Origin of the sequence: Chromobacterium sp. S0633 (genome assembly GCF_024158805.1) — a bacterium.
GTDB lineage: Bacteria > Pseudomonadota > Gammaproteobacteria > Burkholderiales > Chromobacteriaceae > Chromobacterium.
This window is the reverse complement of sequence record NZ_JAMZGH010000023.1, coordinates 62636-88161: the sequence shown is the minus strand read 5'-3', so window position 1 is coordinate 88161 and position 25526 is coordinate 62636. Positions and strand designations below refer to the sequence as shown.

The following is a 25526-nucleotide window of genomic DNA, read 5'->3' as shown; positions in this document are numbered from 1 at the left end:
CCGCCGCCGCCGCGGCCTCAATGCGGACAAGGCATTGTTCCAATGAGGAAAATCACACAATCAAAACAAATTAATATATAAGACTAATTTTTAATAATTTCCAAGAATTTGCAAGATGCCTTAGCATCAGCTCATCGCATGTCATGGGTTTATCCATGGCAGGAAATTTCTCAGAATCACGATGCGCCGGCATCTTCTGAAACCGCGCCGCCAACAGGCGCGATCGAAACCCGCGGCGCGTCTTCAGACTAGGGGCATCATCATGAAACACGCCATCGCATTGGCCATCGCCTTGAGCGCCACCGCCACCGCCGCCTGGGCCGACCGTCTGGACGACATCAAGAAAGCCGGCGTGCTGCGCGTCGCCGCCTTCGACAGCAACCCGCCCTTCGGCTTCCTCGACGCCAAGACCAGTCAGATTTCCGGCCTGGACGTGGACGTGGCCCAACACATCGCCAAGAAACTGGGCGTAAAACTCAGCCTGATCCCCACCAATCCGGCCAACCGCGTGCCGCTCTTGGTGTCCGGCAAGGCCGATCTGGTGGCCGCCAACTTCACCGTCACCGACGAGCGCAAAAAGCAAGTGGCGTTCAGCCTGCCCTACTTCGCCTCCGGCCAGCAGTTCATCGCCCGCAAGGGGTCGCTGCAAAAGCCGGAACAACTGGCCGGCCTGCGCGTGGGCGTGGACAAGGGCACCACCCAGGAAGTGAATCTGCGCGACAAATACCCGAAAACCACCGTGGTGGCTTACGACGACACCCCGCTGGCCTTCACCGCGCTGCGCAACGGCAACGTCCAGGCCATCAGCCAGGACGGCTCCAAGCTGGCCGCCTTGCTGGCCAATGCGCCGGACAAGGCCAAGTTCGAACTGGCGCCGTTCACCCTGACCCGCGAATACCAGGCCATCGGCCTGCCCAAGGGCGAGGCGCGTCTGCTGAAAGCGGTGAACGACAGCCTGCTGGAACTGGAAAAATCCGGCCAGGCCGCCAAGATCTACAATCAGTGGTTCGGCCCGGCCACCAAGGCGCCGCTGCCTAGGGACTTCAAGATCGGCGAAGCCAGCTAAGACCCGCGTTTTCCCATCCGTATCCCCAGCCGCCGGGCGCGCCCGGCGGTTTCGCCATTTCAGACGCCGCCGGCGCTGAAAGGCGGAGCGCAATCGCCATACAGGACAGCAAGCAATGAATCCCCCCTCCTGGCTCGGCCACCACTGGCTGGAGCCCCACTACCTGGGCTGGCTGCTCAAGGGCGCGCTGCTCACCGGCTGGCTGGCCCTGCTGGTCTGCGCCGCCGCCACCGCGCTCGGCATGCTGCTGACCGCGGCGCTGGAGTCGCGCTGGCGCGCGCTCGGCCGCGGCGTCGGCCTCTGGGTCAGCTTGCACCGCAACACTCCACTGATGGTGCAATTGCTGCTGTGGTATTTCGGCGTGGCCGGCCTGCTGCCTGAAGCCGCCATGCTGTGGCTGAACACCCCGCGCAGCCTGCCCTTGCCGGGCGGTCTGGCCTTGCCGTGGCCGTCCTTCGAATTCCTGGCCGCGCTGGTGGGCCTGACCCTGTACAGCGCCAGCTTCATCTGCGGCGAACTGCAGGCCGGGCTGCGCGGCGTCGCCGCCGGCCAGCGCCAGGCCGCGCGCGCGCTGGGCATGAACGGCTGGCAGGAATTCCGCTGGGTGGTGCTGCCGCAGGCCTGGGCGCTGGCGCGCCGGCCCTTGGTCGGCCAATACACCGCGGTGGTGAAGAACACCTCCTTGGCGATGGCCATAGGCGTGGCCGAGCTGTCCTACACCTCGCGTCAGGTGGAAACCGAAACCCTGCTCGCCTTCCAGGCCTTCGCCGTCGCCACCGCCGCCTATCTGCTGCTGGTGTTGCTGACCCAGGCGCTGAGCCAGCGCGGCGAGCCGGCATGGAGGGCGCCGCGATGATGCCGCCGGTGATTCAGGACAATCTCGATTATCTGCTGTGGGGCAATCTGGCCAACGGCGAGCCCGGCGGCCTGCTGCTGACCCTGGCCATCAGCGCCGCCGCCGGCGTGCTGGCCAGCCTGCTGGGCCTGGCCGGCGGCATCGCCCTGGTGATGGGCGGGCCCGGCCCGCGCCGCGCGCTGGGTGCGCTGGTGGCGCTGCTGCGCGCCATCCCGGTGCTGATGCTGATCTTCTGGTGCTATTTCCTACTGCCCATCCTGTTTGGCGTAGACATTCCCGGCGTGCTCACCGTGGTGCTGGCGCTGGCGCTGATCAACGCCGCCTATCTGAGCCAGTCGGTGCGGGCCGGCATCGCCGCCATCGGCCCCGGCCAATGGGCGGCCGGCCTGTCGCTGGGGCTGGACCGCTGGCAGACGCTGCGGCTGATCGTGCTGCCGCAGGCGCTGCGCATGATGCTGCCCTCCTTCGTCAATCAGTGGATCACCCTGATCAAGGACAGCTCGCTGGCCTATGTGGTGGGCGTGGCCGAATTCACCTTCGTCGCCACCCAGGTCAACAACCGCGAGCAGGTCTACCCGCTGGAGATTTTCGCCTTCATCGCGCTGGCTTATTTCCTGGTCTGCGGCGGCCTGCAGTTGCTGGGCCGCTGGAGCGACAAGCGCTGGAACCTGCCGGCCCGGGCCTGAGCCCGGGGAAAACTGCCCCGGCGCTGGAGCCGACCTCATCGAGCAGAACAGCGTAGGAGCCGGAGTCCTGTAGCGCGGGGCTCCGGCTTTTGGATTTGAACTGGATGCGCTCCGGCGGGAAACGCGGCGAGCAAGCGCTTGATCCGCGTCAAGCCGCCTCGCAACAGCCCGTGCGTCCGCCGGGCCGCCGGGCGTAGCCTATTTCGGTCTCGGACAATCAGGATCATCATCATGCACTTGCCGCTACGCTTCGCTATCGTTTCCGCCTTCGCCGCCCTGCACCTCAGCCCGCACGCGCACGCCATGCCGGCCGCGCCGGACTATGTAGACGACAGCCAATACCTGTCCGCCGCGCGCCAGCGGGTGTTGCCGCCGGACATCCCCTGGCAGGGCGACAGCCAGCGCTTCGCCGCCAAGGCGGACGACGCCTGGGCCACCCCGCTGGAAGCCAGCGGCTTCAAGCACACGCCGGCCTATCCGGAAACCATCGCCTACCTGCAAAAGCTGGCCGCCGCCAAGCCGGCGCTGCTCAAGCTCAGCCCGATGACGGAGAAAACCGACCAGGGCCGCGACATGATGATGGCGGTGGTGTCCGCCGCCGCCGATAAATCGCCGCAGGGCCTGCGCGCCAGCGGCAAGCCGCTGATCTATGTGCAAGCCGGCATCCACCCCGGCGAAGCCAACGGCAAGGACGCCGGACTGATGCTGATCCGCGACCTGCTGATCCGCGACGACGCGCTGCTGTCCAAGGTCAACCTGCTCTTCGTCCCCACCGTCAACGTGGACGGCGACATGCGTTACGGCAAATACGGCCGCATCAACCAGAACGGGCCGGAACAGACCGGTTGGCGCGTCAACGGCCGCAACCTCAATCTGAACCGCGATTTCACCAAACTGGACAGCCCGGAAATCCGCAATGTGGCGCGCGCGCTCGACGACTACCAGCCGGACTTCTTCATCGACACCCACAGCACCGACGGCGTCAACTACCAGTACGACGTCACTTATTGCAATAACGGCCAGGGCTGGTCGCCCGCGTCCAGCCGCTGGATGGACCAGGTGATGACGCCCGAGGTCTACCGCGAACTGCGCCGCTACGGCCACGAGCCCAATGTCTGCATCTCGATGAACGACAACGAGAACCCCGACAAGGGCTATTACCCGTACTACAGCGACCTGGCGCGCTTCTCCAACCAGTACGCCGACGCGCGCGGCATCCCCGCCATCCTGGTGGAACTGCACGCGCTCAAGCCCTACAAGCAGCAAGTGCTGGGCAACTACGTGCTCTACCGCGCCATCTTCGACAGCGTGTCCCGACATTACGACGGCCTGCGCGCCGCCATCGCCAAGGACCGCGCCGCGCGGCCGGACCCGGTGACGCTGACCTGGAAGGAGGCCGAGGGCAAGCCCAAGCTGGTGGACTTCAAGGGCGTCAAATTCGACAAAGTGCCCTCCCCCGTCACCGGCGACAAAATCATGCGCTGGAGCAATCAGCCGCGCGACTACCGCCTGCCCATCACCCCGCTGACCGTGCCGGACCTGATCGCCGCGCGGCCCAAGGCCTATGTGGTGCCGGCGCAATGGCATGAGGTGATCGCCCGCCTGCGCGCCCACGGCATCCAGCTACGCGAACTGAGCCGGCCGGAAACCCTGGACGTCACCGTCTATCGGCTGGACGACATCAAGCTGGGCACCCCGTTCGAGCCCGATCGCGAATCCGCCGACAAGATCCCCGGTTATGAAGGCCGCTTGCTGATAGACGGCAAGCCCAGCCCGCTGCAGCGCAAAGTCACCTATCCGGCCGGCTCCGTGGTGGTGGACCCGCAACAGCCGCTGGGCACGCTGGCGATGCTGCTGCTGGAGCCCGCCAGCCCGGATTCCTTCCTGCACTGGGGCTTCTTCAACGCCAATCTCACCTCGGCGGAAGCGCCGGAAGCCTATGTGATGGAGCCGATGGCGCGGCGCATGCTGGCGGAAAGCCCGGCCCTGCGCCAGGCCTTCCAGGCCAGGCTCAAGGACCCCAAGTTCGCCAAGGACCGCAACGCCCGGCTTAACTGGTTCTATGAGCAGACCCCGTTCGCCGACAGCAACCGCTTCCTCTACCCGGTAGGCATCGTGCGCTGATCCCGTCCCGCGCAAGCGTCCGCCGGCTTGTCTACAATGAATAGATTAAAGCCGGCCGGACCTCACGGCGCGGGCGCCCACTCAAGGCGGGGCGGGCAGCGGATCGTTTCCATGTTTGCAGCGGCGGACCGGCCAGGCCGGTCAACGGCCGCAACCAGGAGAAACCCATGCACATCAAGATTCTCGGCGCCGCCGCCTGCATCGGCCATCCCGGCCACACCACCAGTTTCCTGATCGACGAGGACACTCTGATAGACTGCGGCACCGGCGTCACCAGCCTGCGCCCGGACGAAATGCTGTCCATCCGTCAGGTGCTGCTCACCCACAGCCACGCCGATCACTGCGGCTGCCTGCCGCTGCTGGCCGACGTCCACGCCAGCCGCCGCGGGCCCGGCCTCACCGTTTACAGCCAGCAGGAAACCCTGGACGCGCTGCGCGCCCACCTGTTCAACGGCGAGCTGTGGCCGGACTACACCCGTCAGCCCAGCGTCGAGCAGCCCTGGCTGCGGCTGCAGGCGGTGGAACCCGGCTACGCGCTGCCGCTGGGCGAAGGCCTGGCCACCGCGCTGCCGGCCAATCACAGCGTGCCGGCGCTGGGCTGGCTGATAGAAGGCAGTTGGCGCGCGCTGGCCTTCAGCGGCGACAGCGGCCCCTGCCCGGCTTTCTGGCAATGGGTGTCCAATGTGCCCTCGCTGACCGACGTGATCTGCGAACTGACCTACACCGACGAACGCCAGGGCGAGGCCGCGCGCCAAGGCCATATGACGCCCTTGCTGCTGCTGCCCTTCCTGCCGCAGCTGCCGGCCAACACCCACCTGTGGATCAGCCACATCGACCCCGGCTGCCGCGAGCACCTGCTGGAACAGCTGCGCTCGGAATACCCCAACGGCCTGCGCGTCTGCCCGCTGCGCGAAGGCATGGTGATCGAACTGTAGCCGCCAGGAGGCCCGCGCCATGCAAGGCTATCAACTCTCTTTCTTCACTCAGCAGGGCCACAGCCACGACGGCCTGCCCTTGGCGGAATGGATACTGCAACAGGCGCGGCGGATGGGCGTCCGCGGCGCCACGCTGTTTGCCGCCAGCGAAGGTTACGGCCGCCACCGCCGGCTGCATTCCGCTCACTTCTTCGAACTGGCGGACCAGCCCGAGGAAGTCACGCTGGCGCTCAGCGCCGACGAGGCCGAACGACTGCTGGCCGCGCTCGCCGCCGCCGGTATCAAGGTGTTTTACGTGAAGACGCCGGTGGAGTTCGGCGTGCTGGGGGAGGAGGAATCGTAAAAACGAAGCGCCAAGGGACGGCGGATAAAACAAACCCGCCGGCGGGCGAGGGAGAAGCTGCGTCGATTCAAGCGCTCAAACGCTCCGGCAGAGGCTGGCGCTCTTCCTTCATATGCTCGTACACGTCTTTCACCAGCGCGACGATGCCATGCAAGGCCTTGTCCTGAGTACTGTCAAGGTGCGACAGCAAGGGAAACTCGTCGCAGAGCCCAACATACTCCTCGTCTTCCGACGACCAGACGACCCGGTACGAGTAGTGTCGATAATCCATCTTACGCTCCTTCAATCTTCTCAATCGCTTTCAGCACCTGCTTAACCTGATAGGCCTTCGCTTTGCCGCGGCCATTGTCTTGAATATTAACCCCGCCCGGCACACCTGGGATCTTGTAGATATGATGGCTGCCCTTAACCCGCCCTTCGCCGAAAAGGGCATCACACACGGCCACAAGTTCATCAAAACTGATATTGCCCGCCGATGTCCTCATTTTCCCTATGGTTTTCTCGACAGTCATCATTGACCTCTGCCAGCCAAGTATAGCTTGATGCTGGCACCCACCCCTAAACCGTCAAGCCGGCAAGATCATTGAAAAACAATACATTGCCGTCAGCCCGCCGACGTCCACCCCTCTGAAAATCGCAGGTGCTCAGTCAACGCCCCACCATGGAGCACAATGAAATAGGGCATGGCTCGCAAGCCATGCCCTGTTCCGCTAAGTCGCCGTTTAAGGCTCAGCGCGTCACGTCGAAGCCCGCGTCCTCCACCGCCGCCGCCAACTCCTCCGGCGACACGATCTCCGCGTCGTACACCACCTTGGCCTGCTTGGCCTCCAGGCTGACCTCGGCCTCGCTGACGCCGGCCATGCCGCTGAGCACGCCGCTAACGCTTTTCACGCAACCCTGGCAGGTCATGCCATCCACTTTCATGATCAATTCGGACATTGCTTTCTCCTGAAAAAATTCAAAACTTCGCTAGCGCCGATGCCGCCTTATTTCCAGCGCCGCAACAACAGCGAATTACTCACCACCGATACCGAACTCATCGCCATCGCCGCGCCGGCGATCACCGGGTTCAACATGCCCAGCGCCGCCAGCGGTATCCCCATCACGTTGTAGATGAAGGCGAACAGCAGATTCTGCCGGATTTTGTGCAGGCTGGCGCGCGACAGCCGGATCGCGTCCACCGCGTGCATCAGGTCGCCGTGCATCAGCGTGATGTCGGCGGCCTCGATCGCCACGTCCGAGCCGGCGCCCATCGCCAGGCTGACGTCGGCGGCGGCCAGCGCCGGCGCGTCGTTGACGCCGTCGCCCATCATCGCCACCTTGAAACCCTGCGCCTGCCAGCGCCGCACCTCCGCCGCCTTGTCCTGCGGCTTCACCTCGGCGCGGTAATCGCGGATGCCCGCTTCCGCGGCGATGCCGGCGGCGGTGGCCGGGTTGTCGCCGGTCAGCATCGCCACCCGTATGCCCATGGCCTGCAACTGCGCCACCGCCTGGGCCGAACTGGGCCGGATGCGGTCGGCGATCGCCAACAGGCCCAGCAGTTCCTCGCCGCGCGCCACCGCCACCACGGTGTTGCCCGCCTGCTGCAGGGGCAAGGCGGCGGACAGCGCCTGCTCGCCCAGCCAGCCGGGCACGCCGGCGCGCACCAGGCCGTGGCCGGCCACCTCCGCCTGCACCCCCTGCCCCACCTGGGCGGCGAAGCCGCTGACCGGCAGCAAGGGCAAGCCCTGCTGCTGCGCCTGCTGCAGGATGGCGCGCGCCAGCGGGTGTTCCGAACCGGCCTCCACGCTGGCGGCCAGTTGCAGCACCAGGTCCGCGTCCGCCGCCAAGGGCAGCACTTGTTTCACTTGCGGCTTGCCCTCGGTCAGCGTGCCGGTCTTGTCCACCAGCAACACCCCCACCTGGCTGGCCAGTTCCAGCGCGGTGGCGTTGCGGAACAGAATGCCGCGCCGCGCGCCGTTGCCCACGCCCACCATCACCGCCGTCGGCGTGGCCAGGCCCAAGGCGCACGGGCAGGCGATCACCAACACCGCCACCGCGTGAATCAGCGCCGCCGACCAGTCCTGCAGCCACAGGCCGGTGACGACGAAGGTCAGCAGGCTGATGCCCACCACCACCGGCACGAATACGCCGGAAATCACGTCCGCCAATTGCTGGATCGGCGCCTTGGAGCCCTGGGCCGCGCTGACCAGACGCACGATCTCGGCCAGTTGGGTGTCGCCGCCCACGCCGGTGGCGCGCACTTTAAGCATGCCGTCCTGATTGCGGGTGGCGGCGTAGACGCTGTCGCCCACCCGCTTGGCCACCGGCAGGCTTTCACCGGTGAGCATGCTTTCGTCCAGCGCCGCCGCGCCGTCCACCACCTCGCCGTCCACCGGCAGGGTTTCGCCGTGGCGCACCACCACCACATCGCCCTGGCGCAGCGCGGTGACCGCCACCTCTTCCACCCGGCCGTCCTCGCGCTCCACGCGAGCGGTCTTGGGCGCCAGCCGGATCAACTCTTCGATCGCCGCCGAAGTCTTGCCCTTGGCGCGCGCCTCCAGCAGCTTGCCCAGCAGCACCAGGGTGATCACCGAGGCGCTGGCTTCAAAATAAACATGCTGGTCTTCCAGCCCCAGCAGCGTCACCGCCGCCGACAACAGCCAGGCCATGCTGGTGCCCAGAGCCACCAGCACGTCCATATTGGCGCCGCCGCCGCGCAGCGCCGCCCAGGCGCCCTTGTAGAAACGCCAGCCAACCACGAACTGCACCGGCGTGGCCAAGGCCAGCTGCCAGTAACGCGGCAGCCAGCCATGGTGGCCGCCGCTGAACATCGCCGCCATTTCAATGACGAAGGGCAGCGTCAACAGAGCGGAAAACGCGAACCACAGCCGCTCGCGCCGGTAGCGGCGCGCATGCTCGGCGGCCAGGGTGTCGTCGCCCGGCCCGGCCTTGGCCGCGGCCTGGTAGCCGGCGCGGCTGACCGCGGCGAGCAGCGCCGCCTCGTCGGCCAGCCCGGCCACGTAATCGACGCGCGCGCTCTCGCTGGCGAAGTTGACCTGGGCGGACACGCCCGGCAACCGGTTCAGCACCTTCTCGATGCGGCCGGCGCAGGCGGCGCAAGTCATGCCCTGGATGTCCAGTTCCGCCTGCCGGCGCGGCACGGCGAAACCGGTCTTGGCGATGGTGTCCACCAAGGTTTGCGGCGGGGTTTTGACCGGGTCGAACGAGACCTTGGCCGATTCGCTGGCGAAGTTGACCGCCGCCTCCACCCCGTCCAGCCGGTTCAACTGTTTTTCAATCCTGGCGGCGCAGGCCGCGCAACTCATGCCCTCAATCGGCAAATCCACGGTGCTTGCTGTCATGATGACCTCCTGAGCCGAATTATATACCCCCATAGGGTATTTGTGGCAAACCATTTTTTCACTCTTGTCACCGTGGCGGGCTTTACCACGCCGGCGGCCGCGTGGTAACAAGATAGGCTGAGAACCCTTGCAGGAAAACGCTATGCCCCTGAAACGCTACGGCGACGATTGCGCCTTGATCGTGGTGGACGTGCAAAACAGTTTTTGTCCCGGCGGCGAACTGGCGGTGGCCGACGGCGATCAGATCGTGCCGCTGATCAACCACATGATGCAGTTCTTCAACCGGGTGGTCCTGACCCAGGACTGGCATCCGGCCAAACATGTGTCCTTCGCCAGCCGGCATGCCGGCAAGCAGCCTTTCGACAGCATCCTACTGCCGTATGGCGAGCAGACGCTTTGGCCGGATCACTGCGTGGCCGGCAGCCATGGCGCGGCATTCCACCCCGAGCTGGACACCAGCCAGGCCCAACTGATCATCCGCAAGGGCTGCAACCCGATGCTGGACAGCTATTCCGCCTTTGTCGAAGCGGATCGCCAAACCCCCACCGGCCTGGCCGGCTACCTGGCCGAGCGCGGCGTCAAGCGGGTATGGCTGGCCGGGCTCGCCACCGACTACTGCGTGGCCTGGAGCGCGCTGGACGCGCGCGCCGCCGGCCTGGAAACCACGGTGGTGGACGACGCCTGCCGCGGCATCAATCTGAACGGCTCGCTGAGTAGCGCCTGGGCGCAGATGCTGGCCGCCGGCGTGCAGAGGCTGCGCTCGGACGAGGTGTAAGAAGCTGTTTACGATCTGCTGCGCGTCGGCGGGATTGCTTAGACAAGGGCGTTGAAACCGCCTTCAGAATGCTCATGTACCGTATGTACATTCCGCTTCTTCAGCCGCAACGCCTTGTCTCGCTCTGGCTCGCGAGATCGTGGACAGATGCTAAGCAAGCCCGGCGCTGGCAGGCGCCTGGAAACAAAAACACTTAGGAGAAAAAGAATGAAGCTATTCCAACACGCCCGCCTCTGGCTGGCCGCCGGCCTGCTGCTGGCCGGGCTGGCGCGCGCGGACGCGCCGCTGGTGCTGATGACGGACTTCGGCCTCAAGGACGGCGCGGTGTCGGCGATGCGCGGCGTCGCCTACTCGGTGGACCCCAAGCTGACGCTGTCCGACCTGACCCACGAGATCCCCGATTACGATATCTGGAGCGGCGCCTACCGGCTGTACCAGACTGCCAACTACTGGCCCAAGGGCACGGTGTTCGTGTCGGTGGTGGACCCGGGCGTCGGCACCGAGCGCCAGTCCGTGGTGCTGAAGACCCGGGACGGCCGCTACTTCGTCAATCCCAACAACGGCCTGCTGACCTTGATCGCCGAACGCGACGGCGTGGCCGAACTGCGCCGCATCGACGAAAAAACCAACCGCCTGCAAGGTTCGGCCGACTCCTACACCTTCCATGGCCGCGACGTCTACGCCTACACCGGCGCGCGGCTGGCCGCCGGCAAAATCCGTTTCGAGGACGTGGGCCCGCCGCTGCCGGCCGCCGCCGTGGTCAAGCTGTCGTATCAGCGCGCGGAAGCCGCCAATGGACGGCTCAAGGGCATGATCCCGGTGCTGGACCCGCAATACGGTAATGTGTGGACCAATATCCCCAAAACCTTGTTCGAAGCCCAGGGCTTCCGCCCCGGCGACGCGGTGAAAGTGCGTATCTTCAAGCAGGGCAAGCCGGTGGACGAGGTGGTGGCGCCTTATCGCCGCACCTTCGGCGAAGTGCCCAGCGGCCAGCCGCTGGTCTATCTGAACAGCCTGCTGGACGTGTCGCTGGCGCTGAATATGGACAACTACGCCGCCAAGCGCGGCATCGGCTCCGGACCGGAGTGGTCGGTGGAGCTGAGCCGGCCCTGAACGCCGCCGCTACTCGAAATCGAACTTCAAAGTGGCGCTGCCCTGGAACCCGCCCGGCGTCGGGTTCTCCACCATCTTCACCGGCCAGGCGGTCAAGCCGAACAAGGCGCGCAGATTGTCGTAATCCAGCGCGATCGGAATCAATTGCCCACCGGCCGGCGTCCCGCCAGGCAAGCTGGGCGGCACCAGCTTGCCGGCACTCTCCATCGCCACCGCCACGTTCTGATGCGTGGTTTCCAGATAGCGCGCGTCCCGGCCGTGCGGCCGTCCTTCCAGCGCCAGATTGATCTTGACCCCGGCGGAGATATTGGTGCATTGAATCTGGAAAGTGCGGCTCACCGCGCTTTGCCTGGCCGCGCCGGAACGGGCCAATTGCCCGGCGATCAAGGGGCCGAAATCGATGGTGGTTTGCTGCCCCGCGGCCAGCTTGCAGTTCTGCGGCACCGTCACGCCCATGCTCATGAACAGGCTGACCATGGGAACGCTGCCCGGCGCAGTGGCGTAACCTTGCACCCCGAACACATCCAGCACTTTGAATTCAGGCACATTCAAAGTGCCGACAAAGGGGCGACTGATCAGCAAATGCACTCGCCCCCGGCTGCCCGTCTCAAAGGGCCGCGAGTCGATTGACTCGCCGTTTCTACAGCGCCGCTGACCAGTCATCTCATTGCTCAAACCGTCCCACGGCACCGCTTTATACTGTCGAACCTCCCCGGCGAGAAAGACCTCCACCCCCACTTGCAGATTGCGGTTCAAGACATAGAACTGCAACGGCACGCCATTGACCGTTCTGCGCTCTCCCTTGGGCAACTCGGTCCTGGTGGTGTAGAACACCTTGAAAGGTGTCTCCGCCCCGGCACAAGCGCAGCGCGCCACATAAGTATCGCCCAACTCCCATCTATGGGCGTTCGGGTACAAGGCCCCCGCCGCATTGTCATCCGGCGAGGTAAAAGTCCGGTTAAACGCGAAACTGAACCGGGGAACCGAGCCTGTAGGCTCGCAAGGCCCCGCATTGGCCATGCCTCCAAGCAGGAAGCTCAGCAGCATGACGCCGATGCTCCGCCGGATTTTGATGTGCTTCATTCGCTGATGCTCCACTCGATCATATTGCAAAGTCGGCCCGCTCCTACGGGCTAGCCGCAGTTCAGAGTCCGCCGCTGGTAATAGCGGCCGGCCTTGGCCGGCGGCAGCCGGTAATCGGCCGTACACTGGCCTCCCCGCCATTTCACCGTCAGCCGGCCGGTCTCCCGCTTCAGCAAGGCCAGCACCTTGCCCCTGGGGTCGACGATGCCCAGCGGTTTGCCGTCGGCGTCCTCCACGCTGGCGCCAAACGGCGCCGGAGCACCGTCCTGCCGCAGCAGGGTGAACTGGGCGCGCTGGCCGCTTCTGGCCTTGAACACGCCCTTGACCACGGCGCCGCGCCGCGGCACCACCAGCTTGACCGTGTCGTCCAGTTCCACGTCGGCCCCCAGCTGCCGGGTGTCCAGGCTCAGGGTGTTGACGCGGTAGGGCTGCGCGTAGGGTTGCACCGCGTAGCCGTTGCGCCCCAGTTCGCCGCCGTTGCCGGTGCGCAGCGCCGGTCCGGTCACGCCGTCCACTTGCAAGAGCGCGAAGGTGTCGCCCACCGGACGGCTCAGGTTGACGCCGCCGCCATGGGCGACAATGGCGCCGGATAGGCCGACGCTGGCGGACTGGTAATGACGCGCCGCGTTGTAGGCCGCGCTCAATTGCACGAAATCGGCGTTGTGGTTGACGCTGAGCCCGCCCGAGGTGCTGCCGTTGCGCCCGGCATGGCCAAGCTGCACGGAATAGCTGGTGTTCTCGCCCAGATGGCCGCTGACCCCGGTTTGCAGCGTGGAGCCGTTGCCGGAGGTGTGGCTCAGGTTGGCGTACATCCGCGGCGAGCGCGGCTTGGGCCCCAGCGGCACAGTAAAGGTCAGCATCACCTGGTTGCTGCTGACGCCGCCGGGCCGGCTGTCGCGGCTCCGGCTCAAGGTGAAGTTGTAGCCCAGCAGTTTCCAGTTGTTGCCGTAGCCCAGGCCCACGCTGCCGCTGCTGCCGTTCTGTCCCCAGTAGCTTTGCTGGCTCAGATTCAGATACAGGCTGCCGAAACGCCGCTCGCGGCCCAGGTCCTGCTGGGTGCTCAGATCGATACGCGAGCGGCTGCGGCCGAACTGTCCCTGGCTATTGCCGGCGAGATCGTTGGCGTGGTCGTTGAAACTGCGATAGCCGGAGGTCGAATAGCGATACGCGGCCAGCGTCAGGTTGGTCAGGGTGCGGGTAAAGGTTTTGGCGTAAAGCAGTCTCAAGCTCTGCCCTTGCCGCCGCGCGCCCCTGACCCGGCTGTTGGACTGGGTGAAGTCCAAGGACAGCGCGCCCAGCGGGGTGTTGGCGCCCACGCCCAGGTTGACGGCCTGAAAATTCGATGTGAGCTGGAAGCCCGCCGCCACCGTGCTGTCGTCGCCCGCGCCGTAGACCAGGGTGCCGGCGGCGAAGCTGGGATGCACGTCCTGGCTGCCCTGATACTCGCCGAAGGCGGCGCTGTAGCGCCAACGGCCCTTGCGCAGCATCAGAGGCAGGCTGGAGAAGGACTGCTGCGTCACCCGCTTGCTGCCGTCGGCCTCGGTGACGGTGATTTCCAGATCGCCGTTGGAGCCGGACGGGAAAATATCGGTCAGCTCGAACGGCCCCGGCGGCACATTGGCGCGGTACAGCGTATAGCCGTTCTGGCGGACTTCCACCACCGCGTTGCTCTGCGCCTGGCCGCGCACCACCGGCGCGTAGCCGCGCTCGCCGTCCGGCAGCATCGCGTCGTCGCTGGCCAGCTGCGCGCCTCGGAAGCGCACGCTGTCGAACAAGGTAGAGTCTGCGTATTGCTCGCCCAGCGCCAGCTGGCTTTTCCAGCCGATCAAGTCGCGCTGCAACACGCTGCGGTTGCTGCGCGCGCTCATGGACTGGCCGTCGGCCCAGTTGAAGGTGCTGTCGTTGCGCAAACGCCAAGCGCCCAGATTGACGCCGTTTTGCAGGCCGAGGAAGGCGTTGCGGCGGTTGACCCCGGCCGGCTCGCTGCTGCGGCTCTCATTGCCGTTGAACTGGTAGTTGACGTAGGCGGCGGCCACGCCGGCGTCCCAGAGCGCCGGGTCGATATAACCGCGCGCGCCGCGGCTGAGAAAGGCCTGGGGAATGCTCAAGCTCAGTTGCAGCCGATTGGCGTCGTAGTCCGCCGCCGCCAGGTCCATCAGCGCCGGCAGGTCCAGGCAGGCCGGATCGTCCGCGGACAAGGGCGGCGTCAGGCTTTGCAGCTGCACGCCGGCCGCCTGCAGCAAACCGGCGTCGATGCAGGCTTCCACCTTGCCGCTGGCCGCCTGGAGAAACAGCACGTCGCGGCGGCCGGTCAGATTGCCGTTGACCAGCACGTCCACGCGATAGTTGCCGGGCAGCAAAGCGTTGCCGGCGCTGAGCACCGCGCTCAAATCCGGCATCCGGCTGGAGCCGTTGATGAAGTTGGTGTTGAAGGCCAGCAAGACAGGCGCGGACTGCGCCTCTCCTTCCGCCGCCTCCGCCCGGGCCAGTTCCGCCAGCGCCATCAACAGGGCCAGGCAGCCGGGCTTCAGCGCGGAACGGCGTCGGATCGAGGTTTTATTCCAGGGCTGACGATTTGGACGTATGCGCATGATTGGGCTTTATACGGAGGGGATCCGGCAGATGGCTGAGGAAGATGGAAGCGACATGGTCAAGGTTCCTGGGGGCGCTGCTGAGGGCGGCCTTCCCGGCCGGCTTCGAGCGCGACCTCGTACTCCACGAGCCCGCCGAAGTCGTTGATGATGCCGTAGCGCAGTTGCGCGCTGCCGGCGGCGGACGGTTTCAGCGGCCATTGCCCGCTGCCGCCCGGCACCACCATATAAGCGCTCGCCAGCTCCTGCGCTCCAGCGCCGGCCTTGAACGTCAAATCCACCACCGTCACGTGATAGCGGCTGGGGTTGTCCACGCGCAAGGCCGGCCTGCCGTCGGCCTGGAGCAGGCTCCAGCGCAAGCCTTCCGGCGCTTGCAAGGCGGCGTCGCTGCCCAGCCCCTGAGGCCGGAAGAACACCTTGACGCGCTGGCGCACCGCCAGTTGCAGCACATTGTCTCCGCGCGCCGCCTGGGGGATTTCCTGCACGTTCAGCCAAAATACCGACTCCCGGTCGGGCGCCGCACCGGCGCCCTCGTACAACACCCGCAGCAACTGCTGCTGTTTAAGCAGCAAGCGCGCCAGCGGAGGCGTCACCGCGAACGGCAGTTCGTCCGGCTGACCTTCCGCCGACTCCAGCCAGGACTGGACCAGGATCTCCTCGCCCAGATTGCTGACGATGATGGAGGCCTCCTTGTCATTGCCGTCAAAGATGACGCGGGTGCCGTTAAGCGCGATGCCGGCCCAAACCGGACTGATGAGCAAGGCCAGGGAGAGGAACAGAATGATTTTCATGAGTGAGGCCACGAGATATCCAACAATGGTCCCAAGGCGGCTGACGCGGCCGGGAACGCGATGAGGAAAGGGAGGACGGCGCGCCGTCATCCTGGCAGAGCCTGTTCAGGAGAGCCCGCGGCGCGGCCAGTCCCGCGCCGCGGGCATGGCGCGGACGCCTGACGACGCCGCGCCGGCGCTTTAGTCGTAGCTCAGGGTAAACGGCAGGCTGGCGTTGGCGATGCCCGGCGACATGGCCCCGCCGGAGCCGACATAGGCGGCGGCGAAGCTGACGCGACGGATATCATCGGGCTGACCCGGCTGGTCCTCCTGCAAGAGAACGCCGCTGGTCAGGTTGTAAGCGGAGGGGTTGGCCACCGCGGCGCTGTCGAACACCGCAATGCCGACGCCCCGGGCAAAGCCCGGAGACGAGGTGCCGTTGTTGACGCGCAGGATGTTGTTGCCGCTCATCACTTCCGGCGCCGCGCCGGCCAGCTTCATCGTCACTTTGCTGGCGGTTTTGCAAATGATGTTGAAGTTCACCTGCCGGCTGCCGGCGCCGGTGAACTTGGGATTGGCCAGCGTGCCGATGTCCTCCACCGACACCGTGCCCATGTCCACCTTGATGCTGTTGGCGTCGCCATTGGGTGAGCTGAGCCGGCAAGAATCGGAAATCACTCGACCGGTAAAGTCGATCTGGCCGGAAAGGGTATCGGCAAAGACCGGACTGACGGCAAAGGCGGCCAGCGCCGCCACAACGAATTTCCCTTGCTTGCTGTTTAACAATTTCATGCAAAACCTCCCTCAGATTGAAAAAGCCGCAGACCAAAGCCTGCGACGTTCGAATGGCGAAAACACGCCAATGCCAAGATTGTCAAACAATCTGAAGAGGATTTTAGGTTTTCAAATACTTATGAAATATAGGATTTATCCTATTTTATTGTCATATGGTTATATTAAACGCTAACCATGAGGTAATCATCTTAAAATCGCATAATATTAATATGCGAAATTAATGGATTTTTATTGGGAAACTCCATATAAAAATAAATCCCCCTCAGGGGAAGGAGAAAAGCCCAAGGCAAGCTGGGCCGAAAGAGGACTCGCCGCGCTTTTCAAGCGCTCAACGCGCGGGCGGAAAAAAACGGCAGCCGCCGTACAGGCGTCTGCCGTTTCTCAGGGAACACGCTGGGCTGGTCCGGCCTAGGCGGGACCGCTTCTCAGAGCCAGCGCCGCTTCCAGAACAACCACCCCAGCCCGCCGGCGATGCCCAGCATCGCCACCAGCACCAGGTGATAGCCGTAATGCCATTTCAGCTCCGGCATGTATTCAAAGTTCATGCCGTAGATGCCGGCGATCAGCGTCAGCGGCATGAAGATCATGGTCAAGACGGTGAGCACCCGCATTTGCAGGTTGAGCCGATGGGACTGGGTGGACAGGTAGAGGTCCAGCATGTCGCCCACCATCTCGCGCGACATCTCCAGCGATTCGATCACATGCATGGTGTGATCGTAAGCGTCGCGCAGATAGACCAAGGTCTCCGGCTTGAAAAAGCCATGCTCGCCGCGGTTCAGCGAAATCAGCATTTCCCGCATCGGCATCAGCGCGCGGCGCAGCTTCAGGCAATCGCGCTTCAGCCTCTGGATCTGCAGCAAAACGCCCTGATCGCGTCCGCGCAGCAGCATGGTGTCCATGCGCTCCACTTTTTCGTTGAACTCGGTGAGCACGCCGAAGTAGTCGTCTATCATCGCGTCCAGCAAGGAATAGCCCAGGTAATCGGCGTCCTTGTGGCGCAGCAAGCCGCGTCCGCGGCGCAGCCGTTCCCGCACCTCCTCGAACACGCCGGTGGGCCGCTCCTGAAAGCTCAGCACGAAACGGCGGCCGATGACCAGATAGATCTGATCGGACAACAAGCGCCCGGCGCCGTTTTCACTGTGCTGGTGGTAGTCGAACACCCGGCTGGCGACGAACAAATAATCGCCGTAGTCCTCCACCTTGGGCCGCTGGCGCGCGTTCATGATGTCTTCCAGCACCAGGGAATGCAGGCCGAAGCGCTGGCCGATGGCGCGCATCACCTCGGGCTGGTGCAGGCCGTAGACGTTGAGCCACAAGACGCCGCCGCCGGGCTGGTGGGCCAGGCCCTCGGCCACGGTCTGGAACACGGTTTCCTGCAATTGCTCCGGGCCGTATTCGAACAGCGAGATCGAGGCCTCCGGCAATTTCGCCTCGCCCACCGACAGCAGGGTACCGGGCGCCTCGCCCAGCGTGGGAATGCGTTTTTTCAGCGTGGCGTGGCGCATGGGCGGATCACACTTGCACGATGTCGAGCACGAAGCCGACGTTCTTCCACTGGCCGATCTCCTGCTTGAAGCCGCTCGCCGTCAGCGGGCTGCCTTTCAGCCAGACCTTGTTCAGCGTCAGCGCGAAGCCGGTGGCGTGCTGGCGCAGGTCCAGCATTTCCGGCAGCGCGATGCTGTTGCGGCTGCGGTGGAACAAGACCGCCAGCCGCAGCGACACCACCGCCTGCCACAGGCTGGAGTCTTCCATGTATTGCCGCATCTTGCCCATGTCGCCGCGGTGGCCCAGCACGATGGCGGCCAGCGTGGCCTGTTCGCGCTTGGAGAAGCCGGGCATGTCGGCGTGCTGCAGGATGTAGGAAGAGTGCTTGTGATAGGCGGTGTGCGAGATGGTCAGCCCGATCTCGTGCAGCTTGGCCGCCCACAGCAGGCGCTTGAGCATGGCCTGGTCCACGTCCTCGCCGGCCACCATCCGGTACAGGCGCTCGGCCAGCGCGGTGACGCGCTCGGCCTGGGCGGTGTCCACATGGTAGCGGCGCTTGAACTGGGTGACGGTGGTATCGCGCATGTCCTTTTCACGCTGGCGGCCCAATAGATCGTATAGCACGCCGTCGCGCAAAGCGCCTTCGGCCACCGTCATCTTGTCGATGGCCAGTTCCTGGAACACCGCGATCATGATGGCGAGGCCACCGGCCAGCACCGGCGCGCGGTCGGCCTTGAGGCCGTTGACGTCGATGGCGGCGATGCCGCCCTGGCGGATCAGCAGCGCCTTGAGCTTTTCCATGCCGGACAAGGTGATGTCGGCCGTGCTCCAGTCGTTGATTTCCAGCACGTCGCGCAGGGAACGCGCGGTGCCGGAGGTGCCCACCGCCAGCTGCCATTCTTCGCGCTGGTATTGGTGGGCGATGCGCTGAATCTCGTTGCGCGCGGCCAGGATGGCGTCCCGGAAATTGGCCTGGGTCAGCTTGCCGTCGCCGAAATAGCGCAATGTGTAGCTGACGCAGCCCAAGGGCAGGCTTTCGGTGACCAGGGCTTTGTAATGGCTGCCGATGATGAACTCGGTGGAGCCGCCGCCGATGTCCACCACCATGCGCCGTTCCTTGGTGTCCGGCAGCGAATGGGCGGCGCCCAGATAGATCAGCCGCGCCTCTTCGCGGCCGGCGATCACCTCGATGGGAAAGCCCAGCAAGGGCTCGGCCTTGGCGATGAAGTCCGCCGCGTTCTTGGCCACGCGCAGGGTGTTGGTGCCCACCGCGCGCACTTGCGCCGGGGTGAAGCCGCGCAGGCGCTCGCCAAAGCGGGCGAGACAGGCCAGGGCCTTGTCCTGGGTTTCCTGGTCCAGTTGTTTGTCGGCGGTCAGGCCCGCGCCCAGGCGCACGGTCTCCTTCATCACGTCCAGCGCGTACAGCTGGTCGTCCACCACCCGCGACACTTGCAGGCGGAAGCTGTTGGAGCCCATATCGATGGTGGCGAGCACGTTGTTTGGGGGCGTGGTCAGTGTCAAAGACACCCCTTCTCTCTTTATCAAGGCCCGCGCCCGCGCGGCGGCGCCGGCGGAAACGGGGGGATTCATCATCAGGTTGGATCGCCGGGGGACTGGCACGGACGCCGGACGCAACAATGGCGGTAACACCGAATGTTACCGCCATTTTAGGCAAACCGTCATGTCAAGTCGCCGTGGCCGGCGCGGGCCGGCTCAGCCCAGGGTTTCGCGCTTCTTGGTTTCCAGCGTGGTGTGGCGGATGTCCTTGCCCTTGACCAGGTAAACCACGTATTCGGAAATATTGGTGGCGTGATCGCCGATGCGCTCTATCGCCTTGGAGATGAACAAGGTGTCGATGGACATGCTGATGGTGCGCGGGTCTTCCATCATGAAGGTGATCAGCTGACGCAGTTCGGCGGCGAAGTCTTCGTCCAGCTCCTGGTCGGCTTCGGCCAGTTCCAGCGCGGCGCTGGTGTCCAGGCGGGCGAAGGCGTCCAGCGCGCGGCGCAGCATGCCCAGCGCCGCGTCCGCCATTTTCTCGATCTCGCGGAAGCGCGGCACCTGATAGCGTTCGGACTGGTAGATGGTCTTGCCCATGCGCGCAATCTTCTTGGCTTCGTCGCCGATGCGCTCCAGATCGGTGATCACCTTGATCACGGTGAACACGATGCGCAAGTCGCTGGCCGCCGGCTGGCGGCGGGCGATGATGTGCAGGCAGTCGTCGTCGATGGTGACTTCCATCGCATTGACCAGCGCATCCTCGGCGATCACCTTGTCCAGCTTGTCAATATCGCCGGCCAGCAGGGCTTCCACCGCGGACAAAATCTGCTGCTCCACCAGTCCGCCCATCTGCAGGACGCGGGTGCGGATGGTTTCCAGCTCCATATCGAACTGTTTGGAAATATGCTCTGCCATGTCTGCCCCAAACCAAAACCAGTCAAAAAACGCTATGTTAATGCGGGCAGATGACGCCGATGTGACAATTCATCTGCCCGCCTGCGGGCGGCCCGCTCGAAGGCGGACGGCCCTTAACGGATTTCTTCCACGCCGCTTTGCCGCCCCAACACCAGCACGTCGGCGCGACGGCGCGCGAACAGGCCGCAGGTGACCACGCCGGCCAGGTGGTTGATGATTTCTTCCAGTTCCACCGGCTTCTGAATCTTCAAGCCGTGCACGTCCAGGATCACGTTGCCGTTGTCGGTGCTCACGCCCTGGCGCAGTTCCGGGTGGCCGCCCAGCTTGACCAGTTCGCGCGCCACATAGCTGCGCGCCATCGGAATGACCTCGATGGGCAGCGGGAAGCCGCCCAGCATGGCGACGTATTTGCTTTCGTCGGCGATGCAGATGAATTGATCGGCCACGCTGGCGACGATTTTCTCGCGGGTCAGCGCGGCGCCGCCGCCCTTGATCATGTGCAGGTGGTGGTTGATTTCATCGGCGCCGTCGATGTACACCGGCAGCGCGTCCACTTCGTTCAGGTCGAACACCGGGATGTGGTGGGCCTTGAGGCGGGCGGTGGAGGCGTCCGAGCTGGACACCGCGCCGCGGATGCGGCCCTTGATGGCGGCCAGCTCTTCAATGAACAGATTGACGGTGCTGCCGGTGCCGACGCCGACGATGCTGTCGTCCGGCACGAATTCGATGGCCTTCTTGGCCACGGCAAGCTTCAGTTGGTCCTGAGTCAACATGGTAATGCCTCCTGTGTTGGGATGGTATTGCGCCGGGCGGATTATGGCACGGGGCGGGCCGCCGGACACCTGTCATCAATCTCGAACGGCGAATCTCGGCGCGGTTTTACACGGGCATCAGCAGGCAGGCGGCTTGCGCCTCTATCGCCTCGCAGCGGCCCAGATAGCCGAGCTTTTCATTGGTCTTGCCCTTGACGTTGACCGCGCCGATCTCCAGGCCCAGGTCTTCGGCGATGGCCGCGCGCATCGCGTCGATGTACGGAGCCAGCTTGGGCTGCTGCGCGATCAGCGTGCTGTCCACGTTCACCGGACGCCAGCCGGCGGCGCGCACGCGCTTGGCCGCTTCGCGCAGCAGCGCGCGGCTGTCCGCGCCTTTGAATTCGGGATCGGTGTCCGGAAAATGGCGGCCGATGTCGCCCAGCGCCGCCGCGCCCAGCAAGGCGTCGGTAATCGCGTGCAGCAAGGCGTCGGCGTCGGAGTGGCCCAACAGGCCCTTATCGTGCGGAATGCGCACGCCGCCCAGGATCAACGGCCGGCCGGCCACCATCTGATGCACGTCGTAGCCCTGTCCAACTCGAAACATATCAATCCTTTCTTGCCGCCAGCACCGCGCGCGCCAAGGCCAGATCGCGCGGATAAGTCACTTTGAAATTCTGGGCGTCGCCCTCCACCAGCCGCGGCTTGCCGCCGCAGCGCTCAATGGCGGAGGCTTCGTCGGTCACATCCGCCAGATCCCCGCCTTGCAGCGCTTCCCGCAATTTGCCGCGGCGGAACATCTGCGGAGTTTGCGCCAGCCACAGGCCGGCGCGGGAAACGGTGACCGCCACGCGCTGTTCGGCGTCGGCGCGCTTGACGGTGTCCGGCACCGGCAGGGCCAGCAGGCCGCCCACAGGATCGTCGCCCACCTCGGCCAGCAGCCGCTCCACCGCGTCCGCAGTCAGACAGCAGCGCGCGGCGTCGTGCACCAGCACCCAGTCGTCGTCGGCGCAGTCCAGCGCCTCCAGGCCGTTGCGCACGCTCTCGGCGCGGCTGACGCCGCCCGCGCGCAGCACTTGCAGCTTGGGGATGTCCCAGTCGAAATCGTCGAACCACTCGTCGCAAGGAGAGATCACCACCGCCACCGTCTCCACGGCGGGCACCGCGGCCAGCGCCTGCAGCGTGTGCCACATCAGCGGCCTGCCGTTCAATTGCAGGTATTGCTTGGGGCTGGGCGCGCCGAAGCGGCTGCCGTGGCCGGCGGCCGGCACCAAGGCCAGATAGCGGCTCACGCGCCCTCTCCGGCCGGCGTCTCCAGGCTTCGCCACAGGCAGCTGCCCTTCACCGACTTGTCCAGATCGTTCAAATAACTTTGATGATCGGCCAGCTCCCGCTCGTTGGCGCGCTTGACGATCAGCGGCTTGCGCTCGAAATCCATCGCGCCATGCTGGCCGCCGGGCAGATCGACGTCGATGTCCATCACCAGGCTTTCCTGGCCGCGGGTCATCCACAGATAGACTTCGGACAGCAGCTCGCAGTCCACCAGCGCGCCGTGCAAGGTGCGGTTGGAGCGATCGATCTCGAAGCGGTCGCACAAGGCGTCCAGGCTGTTGCGCTTGCCGGGGAACTGGTCGCGCGCCTCGCGCAGGGTGTCAATCACATTGGCGCACAGGTTCTTGATCGACGGCAGGCCCACTCTTTCGAATTCGGCGTTGAGGAAGCCGACGTCAAACGGCGCATTGTGGATGATCAGTTCCGCGTCGCGCAGGAAGTCGGCCATTTCCTCGGCCACCTCGCGGAACTTGGGCTTGCCTTCCAGGAACTCCAGCGAGATGCCGTGCACGCGCTGGGCGTCCGGATCGATGTCTCGCTCCGGGTGGATGTAAAGATGCAGATGCTTGCCGGTCAGCTTGCGGTTGATCATTTCCAGGCCGGCGAATTCGATGATGCGATGGCCTTGGGCGTGTTCGAGACCGGTGGTTTCGGTATCGAGAATGATTTGTCTCATGCGCTATCCTGGCGACGGCCGCCGGCGGCGGCGTCGCTCTGACTCCAGAAGAAGGGCGGGCGCGGCCGGCTCAGGCCAGCTCTACGCCGCGGTTGGCCAGCTGATCGGCCCTTTCGTTGAACTCATGGCCGGCGTGGCCTTTGACCCAGCGCCACTCCACATGCAGATGGCGGTTGCGCTCGGCGTCCAGTTGCTGCCACAGATCGGCGTTCTTCACCGGCTCCTTGGCCGCGGTCTTCCAGCCGCGCGCCTTCCAGCCGTGGATCCATTCGGAAATGCCTTTTTGCACGTATTGGGAGTCGGTGTACACCACCACCTGACACGGCCGGTTCAAGGTGGCCAGGCCCTTGATCACCGCCAGCAACTCCATGCGGTTATTGGTGGTGTTGGCCTCGCCGCCGCACACTTCCTTTTCCTTGCCCTTGAAGCGCAGCAAAGCGCCCCAGCCGCCCGGTCCCGGATTGCCCTTGCAGGCGCCGTCGGTATACATCTCTACCTTGTCTTCAGTCGTCATGCTGTCTCGTCATTGCCGGGGCTCGCGCCCCGCTTGCTGTGTTGTTTCATGGTTCCCGGTGGCTGTGATGGCGCTCGTTGCCGGCGGCCACCGCCAGGCCGGCCTTGGCCTTGCCCTGCTTCCAATTGGGCAGGATCAAGCGCATGCCGCGCTGGCGCTTGATCGCCTCGATGCCGTACACGCCGGCGGCCAGCGGCCACCAGCGGTCCCCGGCCCGCTCCATGAAGCGGAAACGCTGCACCCAGTCGCAGCGGGAGAACGGCGGCGCGTAGCCCATGAAGCCTCCGCTCGCGGGCTCCAGCTCCAGCAGGGTCAGCCAGTCCTTGATGCGCACCAGCGACAGGAAGTTGCCGCTCCACGGCGCGTTCTCGCGCCCTTGGACCAGTCGGCGCACGCCCCACAGCGACACCGGATTGAAGCCGGTGAGGATCAGGCGGCCCTCCGGCATCAGCACGCGCTCGGCTTCGCGCAGTACCTGATGCGGCACGGTGGTAAAATCCAGCACATGCGGCATCACCAGCAGGTCCAGGCTGCGGCTTTCGAACGGCAGTTGCTCCGGAGCGCACAGAATCTGCGCCGGTCCGGAGTCCGAAACGCGGCACTGCCAGGGAATGCGGTTGGCGCGCAGGAAATCGACTTCCGGCAAACCCAGCTGCACCGCATGAAAGCCGAACACGTCGGCGACGGCGCGGTCGAAATAAGCCTGCTCGCGCTCCAGCAGATAACAGCCCAATTCGCTGGAGCTCAGCCAGTCGCTAAACGAATTCTTCATCGAGAGAAGCCTTATGCCAGCCAAATACACCGTCAGCCCGGTAGGGGCCTTCAGTGACAATTATATCTGGGTTTTGCATCACAGCGGCCGCGCTGTCGTGGTCGACCCGGGCGAAGCCGCGCCGGTGGCCGCCTTCCTGGAACGGGAAGGACTGCAACTGGAAGCCATCCTGATCACCCATCACCACGCCGACCACATCGGCGGCGTGGCCGAGCTGTCCGCGCGCTGGCCGGACGCCGCCGTCTACGGCCCGGCCGACATCGCCTCGGTCTCCCGCCCGGTGATGGACGGCGCCCGCGTCGAGCTCTCCTTCGGCGCGGCCGCGGTGCTGGAAGTTCCGGGCCACACGCTGAACCACCTGGCCTATGTGATCGACGACGCGCTGTTTTGCGGCGACACCCTGTTCGGCGCCGGCTGTGGCCGGCTGTTCGAAGGCACGCCGCGGCAAATGCACGATTCGCTGGCCAAGCTGGCCGCGCTGCCGGACGCCACCAAGGTCTATCCGGCCCATGAATACACCTTGGCCAATCTGCGCTTCGCGCTGACGGTGGAGCCGGGCAACCCGGTGCTGGCCATCCGCATGAGCCGAGACCTGAAGCTGCGCGAGCAGAACCTGCCCACCCTGCCCTCCACCATCAGCCTGGAACGCGCCAGCAATCCCTTTCTGCGCGCGCATGAACCGGCGGTGCGTCAGTCCGCCGCGCACTGGAGCGGCCAGCCGCTTAATGATGTTGTCGAGGTCTTTTCCGCGCTGCGCGAGTGGAAAAATCGCTTCTGAGGGATTTGTTCACAATCTTGCGAGCCAAGGCGAAACACGGCGAAAACGGCAGGGAAAACGACGGGAAAAACGGAAGGCGCGTCGCGGTCCATTCGTATTTCAAAACGGTTTTCAAGGCCGTATCGCCTACGCGCGGCCTACCGCGAACGGCCCCTCAAACCATGACAAGGAACTGAATCCTGAGCGCCACTGTTAAAAATAACTGGCGCAGGACAGTCTGCATGGCCTATATGTCAGCAAAGCACATGAAGTTATTTGGTTTTTTGGTTGACACCCCTATGTTGGCTGTTTAGCATCAGCCGAAATCAGAATTCCGGGCCCGCC

Annotated in this window: 26 protein-coding genes; 9 read left to right on the top strand and 17 right to left on the bottom strand. The window is 64.9% G+C overall.

What is annotated here, in order from left to right; all coding sequences use genetic code 11:
- Positions 1 to 262: 262 nt before the first annotated feature.
- The 6 genes from NK214_RS14590 (at position 263) to NK214_RS14565 (ending at position 6010) form a co-directional block, all read left to right on the top strand.
- Positions 263 to 1066, top strand: a complete 804-nt coding sequence (locus tag NK214_RS14590; RefSeq protein ID WP_253314846.1) for an ABC transporter substrate-binding protein — start codon at positions 263 to 265, stop codon at positions 1064 to 1066.
- A 115-nt stretch (positions 1067 to 1181) separates the two neighbouring features.
- On the top strand, positions 1182 to 1922 hold the full coding sequence (locus tag NK214_RS14585) for an ABC transporter permease subunit (protein WP_253314845.1): 741 nt from the start codon (positions 1182 to 1184) through the stop codon (positions 1920 to 1922).
- Positions 1904 to 2608 (top strand): amino acid ABC transporter permease, encoded by a 705-nt coding sequence (locus tag NK214_RS14580; protein WP_253314844.1) that lies wholly within the window; start codon positions 1904 to 1906, stop codon positions 2606 to 2608. The genes NK214_RS14585 and NK214_RS14580 overlap by 19 nt, the downstream gene beginning before the upstream one ends.
- A 231-nt stretch (positions 2609 to 2839) precedes the next feature.
- Positions 2840 to 4732, top strand: a complete 1893-nt coding sequence (locus tag NK214_RS14575; protein WP_253314843.1) for a M14 family metallopeptidase — start codon at positions 2840 to 2842, stop codon at positions 4730 to 4732.
- A gap of 167 nt (positions 4733 to 4899) precedes the next feature.
- Complete coding sequence (locus NK214_RS14570) at positions 4900 to 5667, top strand: 3',5'-cyclic-nucleotide phosphodiesterase (protein ID WP_107798450.1); 768 nt, start codon at positions 4900 to 4902, stop codon at positions 5665 to 5667.
- Positions 5668 to 5686: 19 nt separating this feature from the next.
- A complete protein-coding gene (locus tag NK214_RS14565) occupies positions 5687 to 6010 on the top strand; it encodes a DUF190 domain-containing protein (RefSeq protein ID WP_253314842.1) in 324 nt (107 codons plus the stop codon).
- A gap of 67 nt (positions 6011 to 6077) precedes the next feature.
- Here the strand turns inward: NK214_RS14565 and NK214_RS14560 are convergent, their stop codons facing one another.
- From NK214_RS14560 to NK214_RS14545, 4 genes are all read right to left on the bottom strand, one after another.
- On the bottom strand, positions 6078 to 6281 hold the full coding sequence (locus NK214_RS14560; protein WP_048409942.1) for a hypothetical protein: 204 nt from the start codon (positions 6279 to 6281) through the stop codon (positions 6078 to 6080).
- A gap of 1 nt (position 6282) precedes the next feature.
- Positions 6283 to 6525, bottom strand: coding sequence for a type II toxin-antitoxin system HicA family toxin (locus NK214_RS14555; protein WP_253314841.1), 243 nt, complete (start codon positions 6523 to 6525; stop codon positions 6283 to 6285).
- A gap of 214 nt (positions 6526 to 6739) precedes the next feature.
- Positions 6740 to 6949 (bottom strand): heavy-metal-associated domain-containing protein, encoded by a 210-nt coding sequence (locus NK214_RS14550; RefSeq protein WP_019102750.1) that lies wholly within the window; start codon positions 6947 to 6949, stop codon positions 6740 to 6742.
- 47 nt (positions 6950 to 6996) lie between these two features.
- Complete coding sequence (locus NK214_RS14545) at positions 6997 to 9354, bottom strand: heavy metal translocating P-type ATPase (RefSeq protein WP_253314840.1); 2358 nt, start codon at positions 9352 to 9354, stop codon at positions 6997 to 6999.
- 142 nt (positions 9355 to 9496) lie between these two features.
- Between NK214_RS14545 and pncA the strand changes: the two genes are divergently transcribed.
- Both pncA and NK214_RS14535 read left to right on the top strand, forming a co-directional pair.
- A complete protein-coding gene (pncA, locus tag NK214_RS14540; protein ID WP_253314839.1) occupies positions 9497 to 10129 on the top strand; it encodes a bifunctional nicotinamidase/pyrazinamidase in 633 nt (210 codons plus the stop codon).
- A gap of 207 nt (positions 10130 to 10336) precedes the next feature.
- Complete coding sequence (locus NK214_RS14535) at positions 10337 to 11242, top strand: S-adenosyl-l-methionine hydroxide adenosyltransferase family protein (protein ID WP_253314838.1); 906 nt, start codon at positions 10337 to 10339, stop codon at positions 11240 to 11242.
- Positions 11243 to 11251: 9 nt separating this feature from the next.
- On the opposite strand, the gene NK214_RS25170 is transcribed toward NK214_RS14535, so the two are convergent.
- From NK214_RS25170 to NK214_RS14470, 13 genes are all read right to left on the bottom strand, one after another.
- Positions 11252 to 12076, bottom strand: coding sequence for a fimbrial protein (locus NK214_RS25170; protein WP_235087221.1), 825 nt, complete (start codon positions 12074 to 12076; stop codon positions 11252 to 11254).
- Positions 12077 to 12375: 299 nt separating this feature from the next.
- Complete coding sequence (locus NK214_RS14525) at positions 12376 to 14916, bottom strand: fimbria/pilus outer membrane usher protein (RefSeq protein WP_253314837.1); 2541 nt, start codon at positions 14914 to 14916, stop codon at positions 12376 to 12378.
- Between the two features lie 59 nt (positions 14917 to 14975).
- Positions 14976 to 15707: a molecular chaperone gene (locus NK214_RS14520; RefSeq protein WP_253314836.1), complete on the bottom strand. Its 732-nt coding sequence runs from the start codon at positions 15705 to 15707 to the stop codon at positions 14976 to 14978.
- A gap of 180 nt (positions 15708 to 15887) precedes the next feature.
- Positions 15888 to 16478 (bottom strand): fimbrial protein, encoded by a 591-nt coding sequence (locus NK214_RS14515; protein WP_253314835.1) that lies wholly within the window; start codon positions 16476 to 16478, stop codon positions 15888 to 15890.
- Between the two features lie 428 nt (positions 16479 to 16906).
- A complete protein-coding gene (gene corA, locus NK214_RS14510; protein WP_048412489.1) occupies positions 16907 to 17986 on the bottom strand; it encodes a magnesium/cobalt transporter CorA in 1080 nt (359 codons plus the stop codon).
- A gap of 7 nt (positions 17987 to 17993) precedes the next feature.
- Complete coding sequence (ppx, locus tag NK214_RS14505) at positions 17994 to 19487, bottom strand: exopolyphosphatase (protein ID WP_256477458.1); 1494 nt, start codon at positions 19485 to 19487, stop codon at positions 17994 to 17996.
- Between the two features lie 192 nt (positions 19488 to 19679).
- Positions 19680 to 20381, bottom strand: a complete 702-nt coding sequence (gene phoU, locus NK214_RS14500) for a phosphate signaling complex protein PhoU (RefSeq protein ID WP_107798437.1) — start codon at positions 20379 to 20381, stop codon at positions 19680 to 19682.
- Between the two features lie 113 nt (positions 20382 to 20494).
- Complete coding sequence (gene rpiA, locus NK214_RS14495; RefSeq protein WP_107798436.1) at positions 20495 to 21154, bottom strand: ribose-5-phosphate isomerase RpiA; 660 nt, start codon at positions 21152 to 21154, stop codon at positions 20495 to 20497.
- Positions 21155 to 21260: 106 nt separating this feature from the next.
- Positions 21261 to 21737: a 2-C-methyl-D-erythritol 2,4-cyclodiphosphate synthase gene (gene ispF, locus NK214_RS14490; RefSeq protein WP_107798435.1), complete on the bottom strand. Its 477-nt coding sequence runs from the start codon at positions 21735 to 21737 to the stop codon at positions 21261 to 21263.
- A gap of 1 nt (position 21738) precedes the next feature.
- Complete coding sequence (ispD, locus tag NK214_RS14485) at positions 21739 to 22422, bottom strand: 2-C-methyl-D-erythritol 4-phosphate cytidylyltransferase (RefSeq protein WP_107798434.1); 684 nt, start codon at positions 22420 to 22422, stop codon at positions 21739 to 21741.
- Entirely contained in the window at positions 22419 to 23138 is a 720-nt protein-coding gene (gene dnaQ / locus NK214_RS14480; RefSeq protein WP_227104610.1) for a DNA polymerase III subunit epsilon, read from the bottom strand. The genes ispD and dnaQ overlap by 4 nt, the downstream gene beginning before the upstream one ends.
- 70 nt (positions 23139 to 23208) lie before the next feature.
- A complete protein-coding gene (gene rnhA, locus NK214_RS14475; protein WP_081550245.1) occupies positions 23209 to 23652 on the bottom strand; it encodes a ribonuclease HI in 444 nt (147 codons plus the stop codon).
- A 46-nt stretch (positions 23653 to 23698) separates the two neighbouring features.
- Entirely contained in the window at positions 23699 to 24424 is a 726-nt protein-coding gene (locus tag NK214_RS14470) for a class I SAM-dependent methyltransferase (protein ID WP_107798432.1), read from the bottom strand.
- Positions 24425 to 24437: 13 nt separating this feature from the next.
- On the opposite strand from NK214_RS14470, the gene gloB reads away from it, so the two are divergent.
- Complete coding sequence (gene gloB / locus NK214_RS14465; RefSeq protein ID WP_235087211.1) at positions 24438 to 25202, top strand: hydroxyacylglutathione hydrolase; 765 nt, start codon at positions 24438 to 24440, stop codon at positions 25200 to 25202.
- The last annotated feature ends 324 nt before the right edge of the window (positions 25203 to 25526 follow it).

Excerpts from the sequence above, each read along its gene's own strand:
- rpiA (WP_107798436.1), bottom strand. The coding sequence starts at position 21,154 with ATGTTGACTCAGGACCAACTGAAGCTTGCCGTGGCCAAGAAGGCCATC.
- NK214_RS14555 (WP_253314841.1), bottom strand. The coding sequence starts at position 6,525 with ATGATGACTGTCGAGAAAACCATAGGGAAAATGAGGACATCGGCGGGC.
- pncA (WP_253314839.1), top strand. The coding sequence starts at position 9,497 with ATGCCCCTGAAACGCTACGGCGACGATTGCGCCTTGATCGTGGTGGAC.
- gloB (WP_235087211.1), top strand. The coding sequence starts at position 24,438 with ATGCCAGCCAAATACACCGTCAGCCCGGTAGGGGCCTTCAGTGACAAT.
- phoU (WP_107798437.1), bottom strand. The coding sequence starts at position 20,381 with ATGGCAGAGCATATTTCCAAACAGTTCGATATGGAGCTGGAAACCATC.
- NK214_RS14535 (WP_253314838.1), top strand. The coding sequence starts at position 10,337 with ATGAAGCTATTCCAACACGCCCGCCTCTGGCTGGCCGCCGGCCTGCTG.
- NK214_RS14575 (WP_253314843.1), top strand. The coding sequence starts at position 2,840 with ATGCACTTGCCGCTACGCTTCGCTATCGTTTCCGCCTTCGCCGCCCTG.
- corA (WP_048412489.1), bottom strand. The coding sequence starts at position 17,986 with ATGCGCCACGCCACGCTGAAAAAACGCATTCCCACGCTGGGCGAGGCG.
- NK214_RS14525 (WP_253314837.1), bottom strand. The coding sequence starts at position 14,916 with ATGCGCATACGTCCAAATCGTCAGCCCTGGAATAAAACCTCGATCCGA.
- NK214_RS14545 (WP_253314840.1), bottom strand. The coding sequence starts at position 9,354 with ATGACAGCAAGCACCGTGGATTTGCCGATTGAGGGCATGAGTTGCGCG.
- NK214_RS14550 (WP_019102750.1), bottom strand. The coding sequence starts at position 6,949 with ATGTCCGAATTGATCATGAAAGTGGATGGCATGACCTGCCAGGGTTGC.
- NK214_RS14520 (WP_253314836.1), bottom strand. The coding sequence starts at position 15,707 with ATGAAAATCATTCTGTTCCTCTCCCTGGCCTTGCTCATCAGTCCGGTT.
- dnaQ (WP_227104610.1), bottom strand. The coding sequence starts at position 23,138 with ATGAGACAAATCATTCTCGATACCGAAACCACCGGTCTCGAACACGCC.
- NK214_RS14565 (WP_253314842.1), top strand. The coding sequence starts at position 5,687 with ATGCAAGGCTATCAACTCTCTTTCTTCACTCAGCAGGGCCACAGCCAC.
- NK214_RS14590 (WP_253314846.1), top strand. The coding sequence starts at position 263 with ATGAAACACGCCATCGCATTGGCCATCGCCTTGAGCGCCACCGCCACC.
- NK214_RS14470 (WP_107798432.1), bottom strand. The coding sequence starts at position 24,424 with ATGAAGAATTCGTTTAGCGACTGGCTGAGCTCCAGCGAATTGGGCTGT.
- NK214_RS14515 (WP_253314835.1), bottom strand. The coding sequence starts at position 16,478 with ATGAAATTGTTAAACAGCAAGCAAGGGAAATTCGTTGTGGCGGCGCTG.
- rnhA (WP_081550245.1), bottom strand. The coding sequence starts at position 23,652 with ATGACGACTGAAGACAAGGTAGAGATGTATACCGACGGCGCCTGCAAG.
- NK214_RS14585 (WP_253314845.1), top strand. The coding sequence starts at position 1,182 with ATGAATCCCCCCTCCTGGCTCGGCCACCACTGGCTGGAGCCCCACTAC.
- NK214_RS14570 (WP_107798450.1), top strand. The coding sequence starts at position 4,900 with ATGCACATCAAGATTCTCGGCGCCGCCGCCTGCATCGGCCATCCCGGC.
- NK214_RS14560 (WP_048409942.1), bottom strand. The coding sequence starts at position 6,281 with ATGGATTATCGACACTACTCGTACCGGGTCGTCTGGTCGTCGGAAGAC.
- ispF (WP_107798435.1), bottom strand. The coding sequence starts at position 21,737 with ATGTTTCGAGTTGGACAGGGCTACGACGTGCATCAGATGGTGGCCGGC.
- NK214_RS14580 (WP_253314844.1), top strand. The coding sequence starts at position 1,904 with ATGGAGGGCGCCGCGATGATGCCGCCGGTGATTCAGGACAATCTCGAT.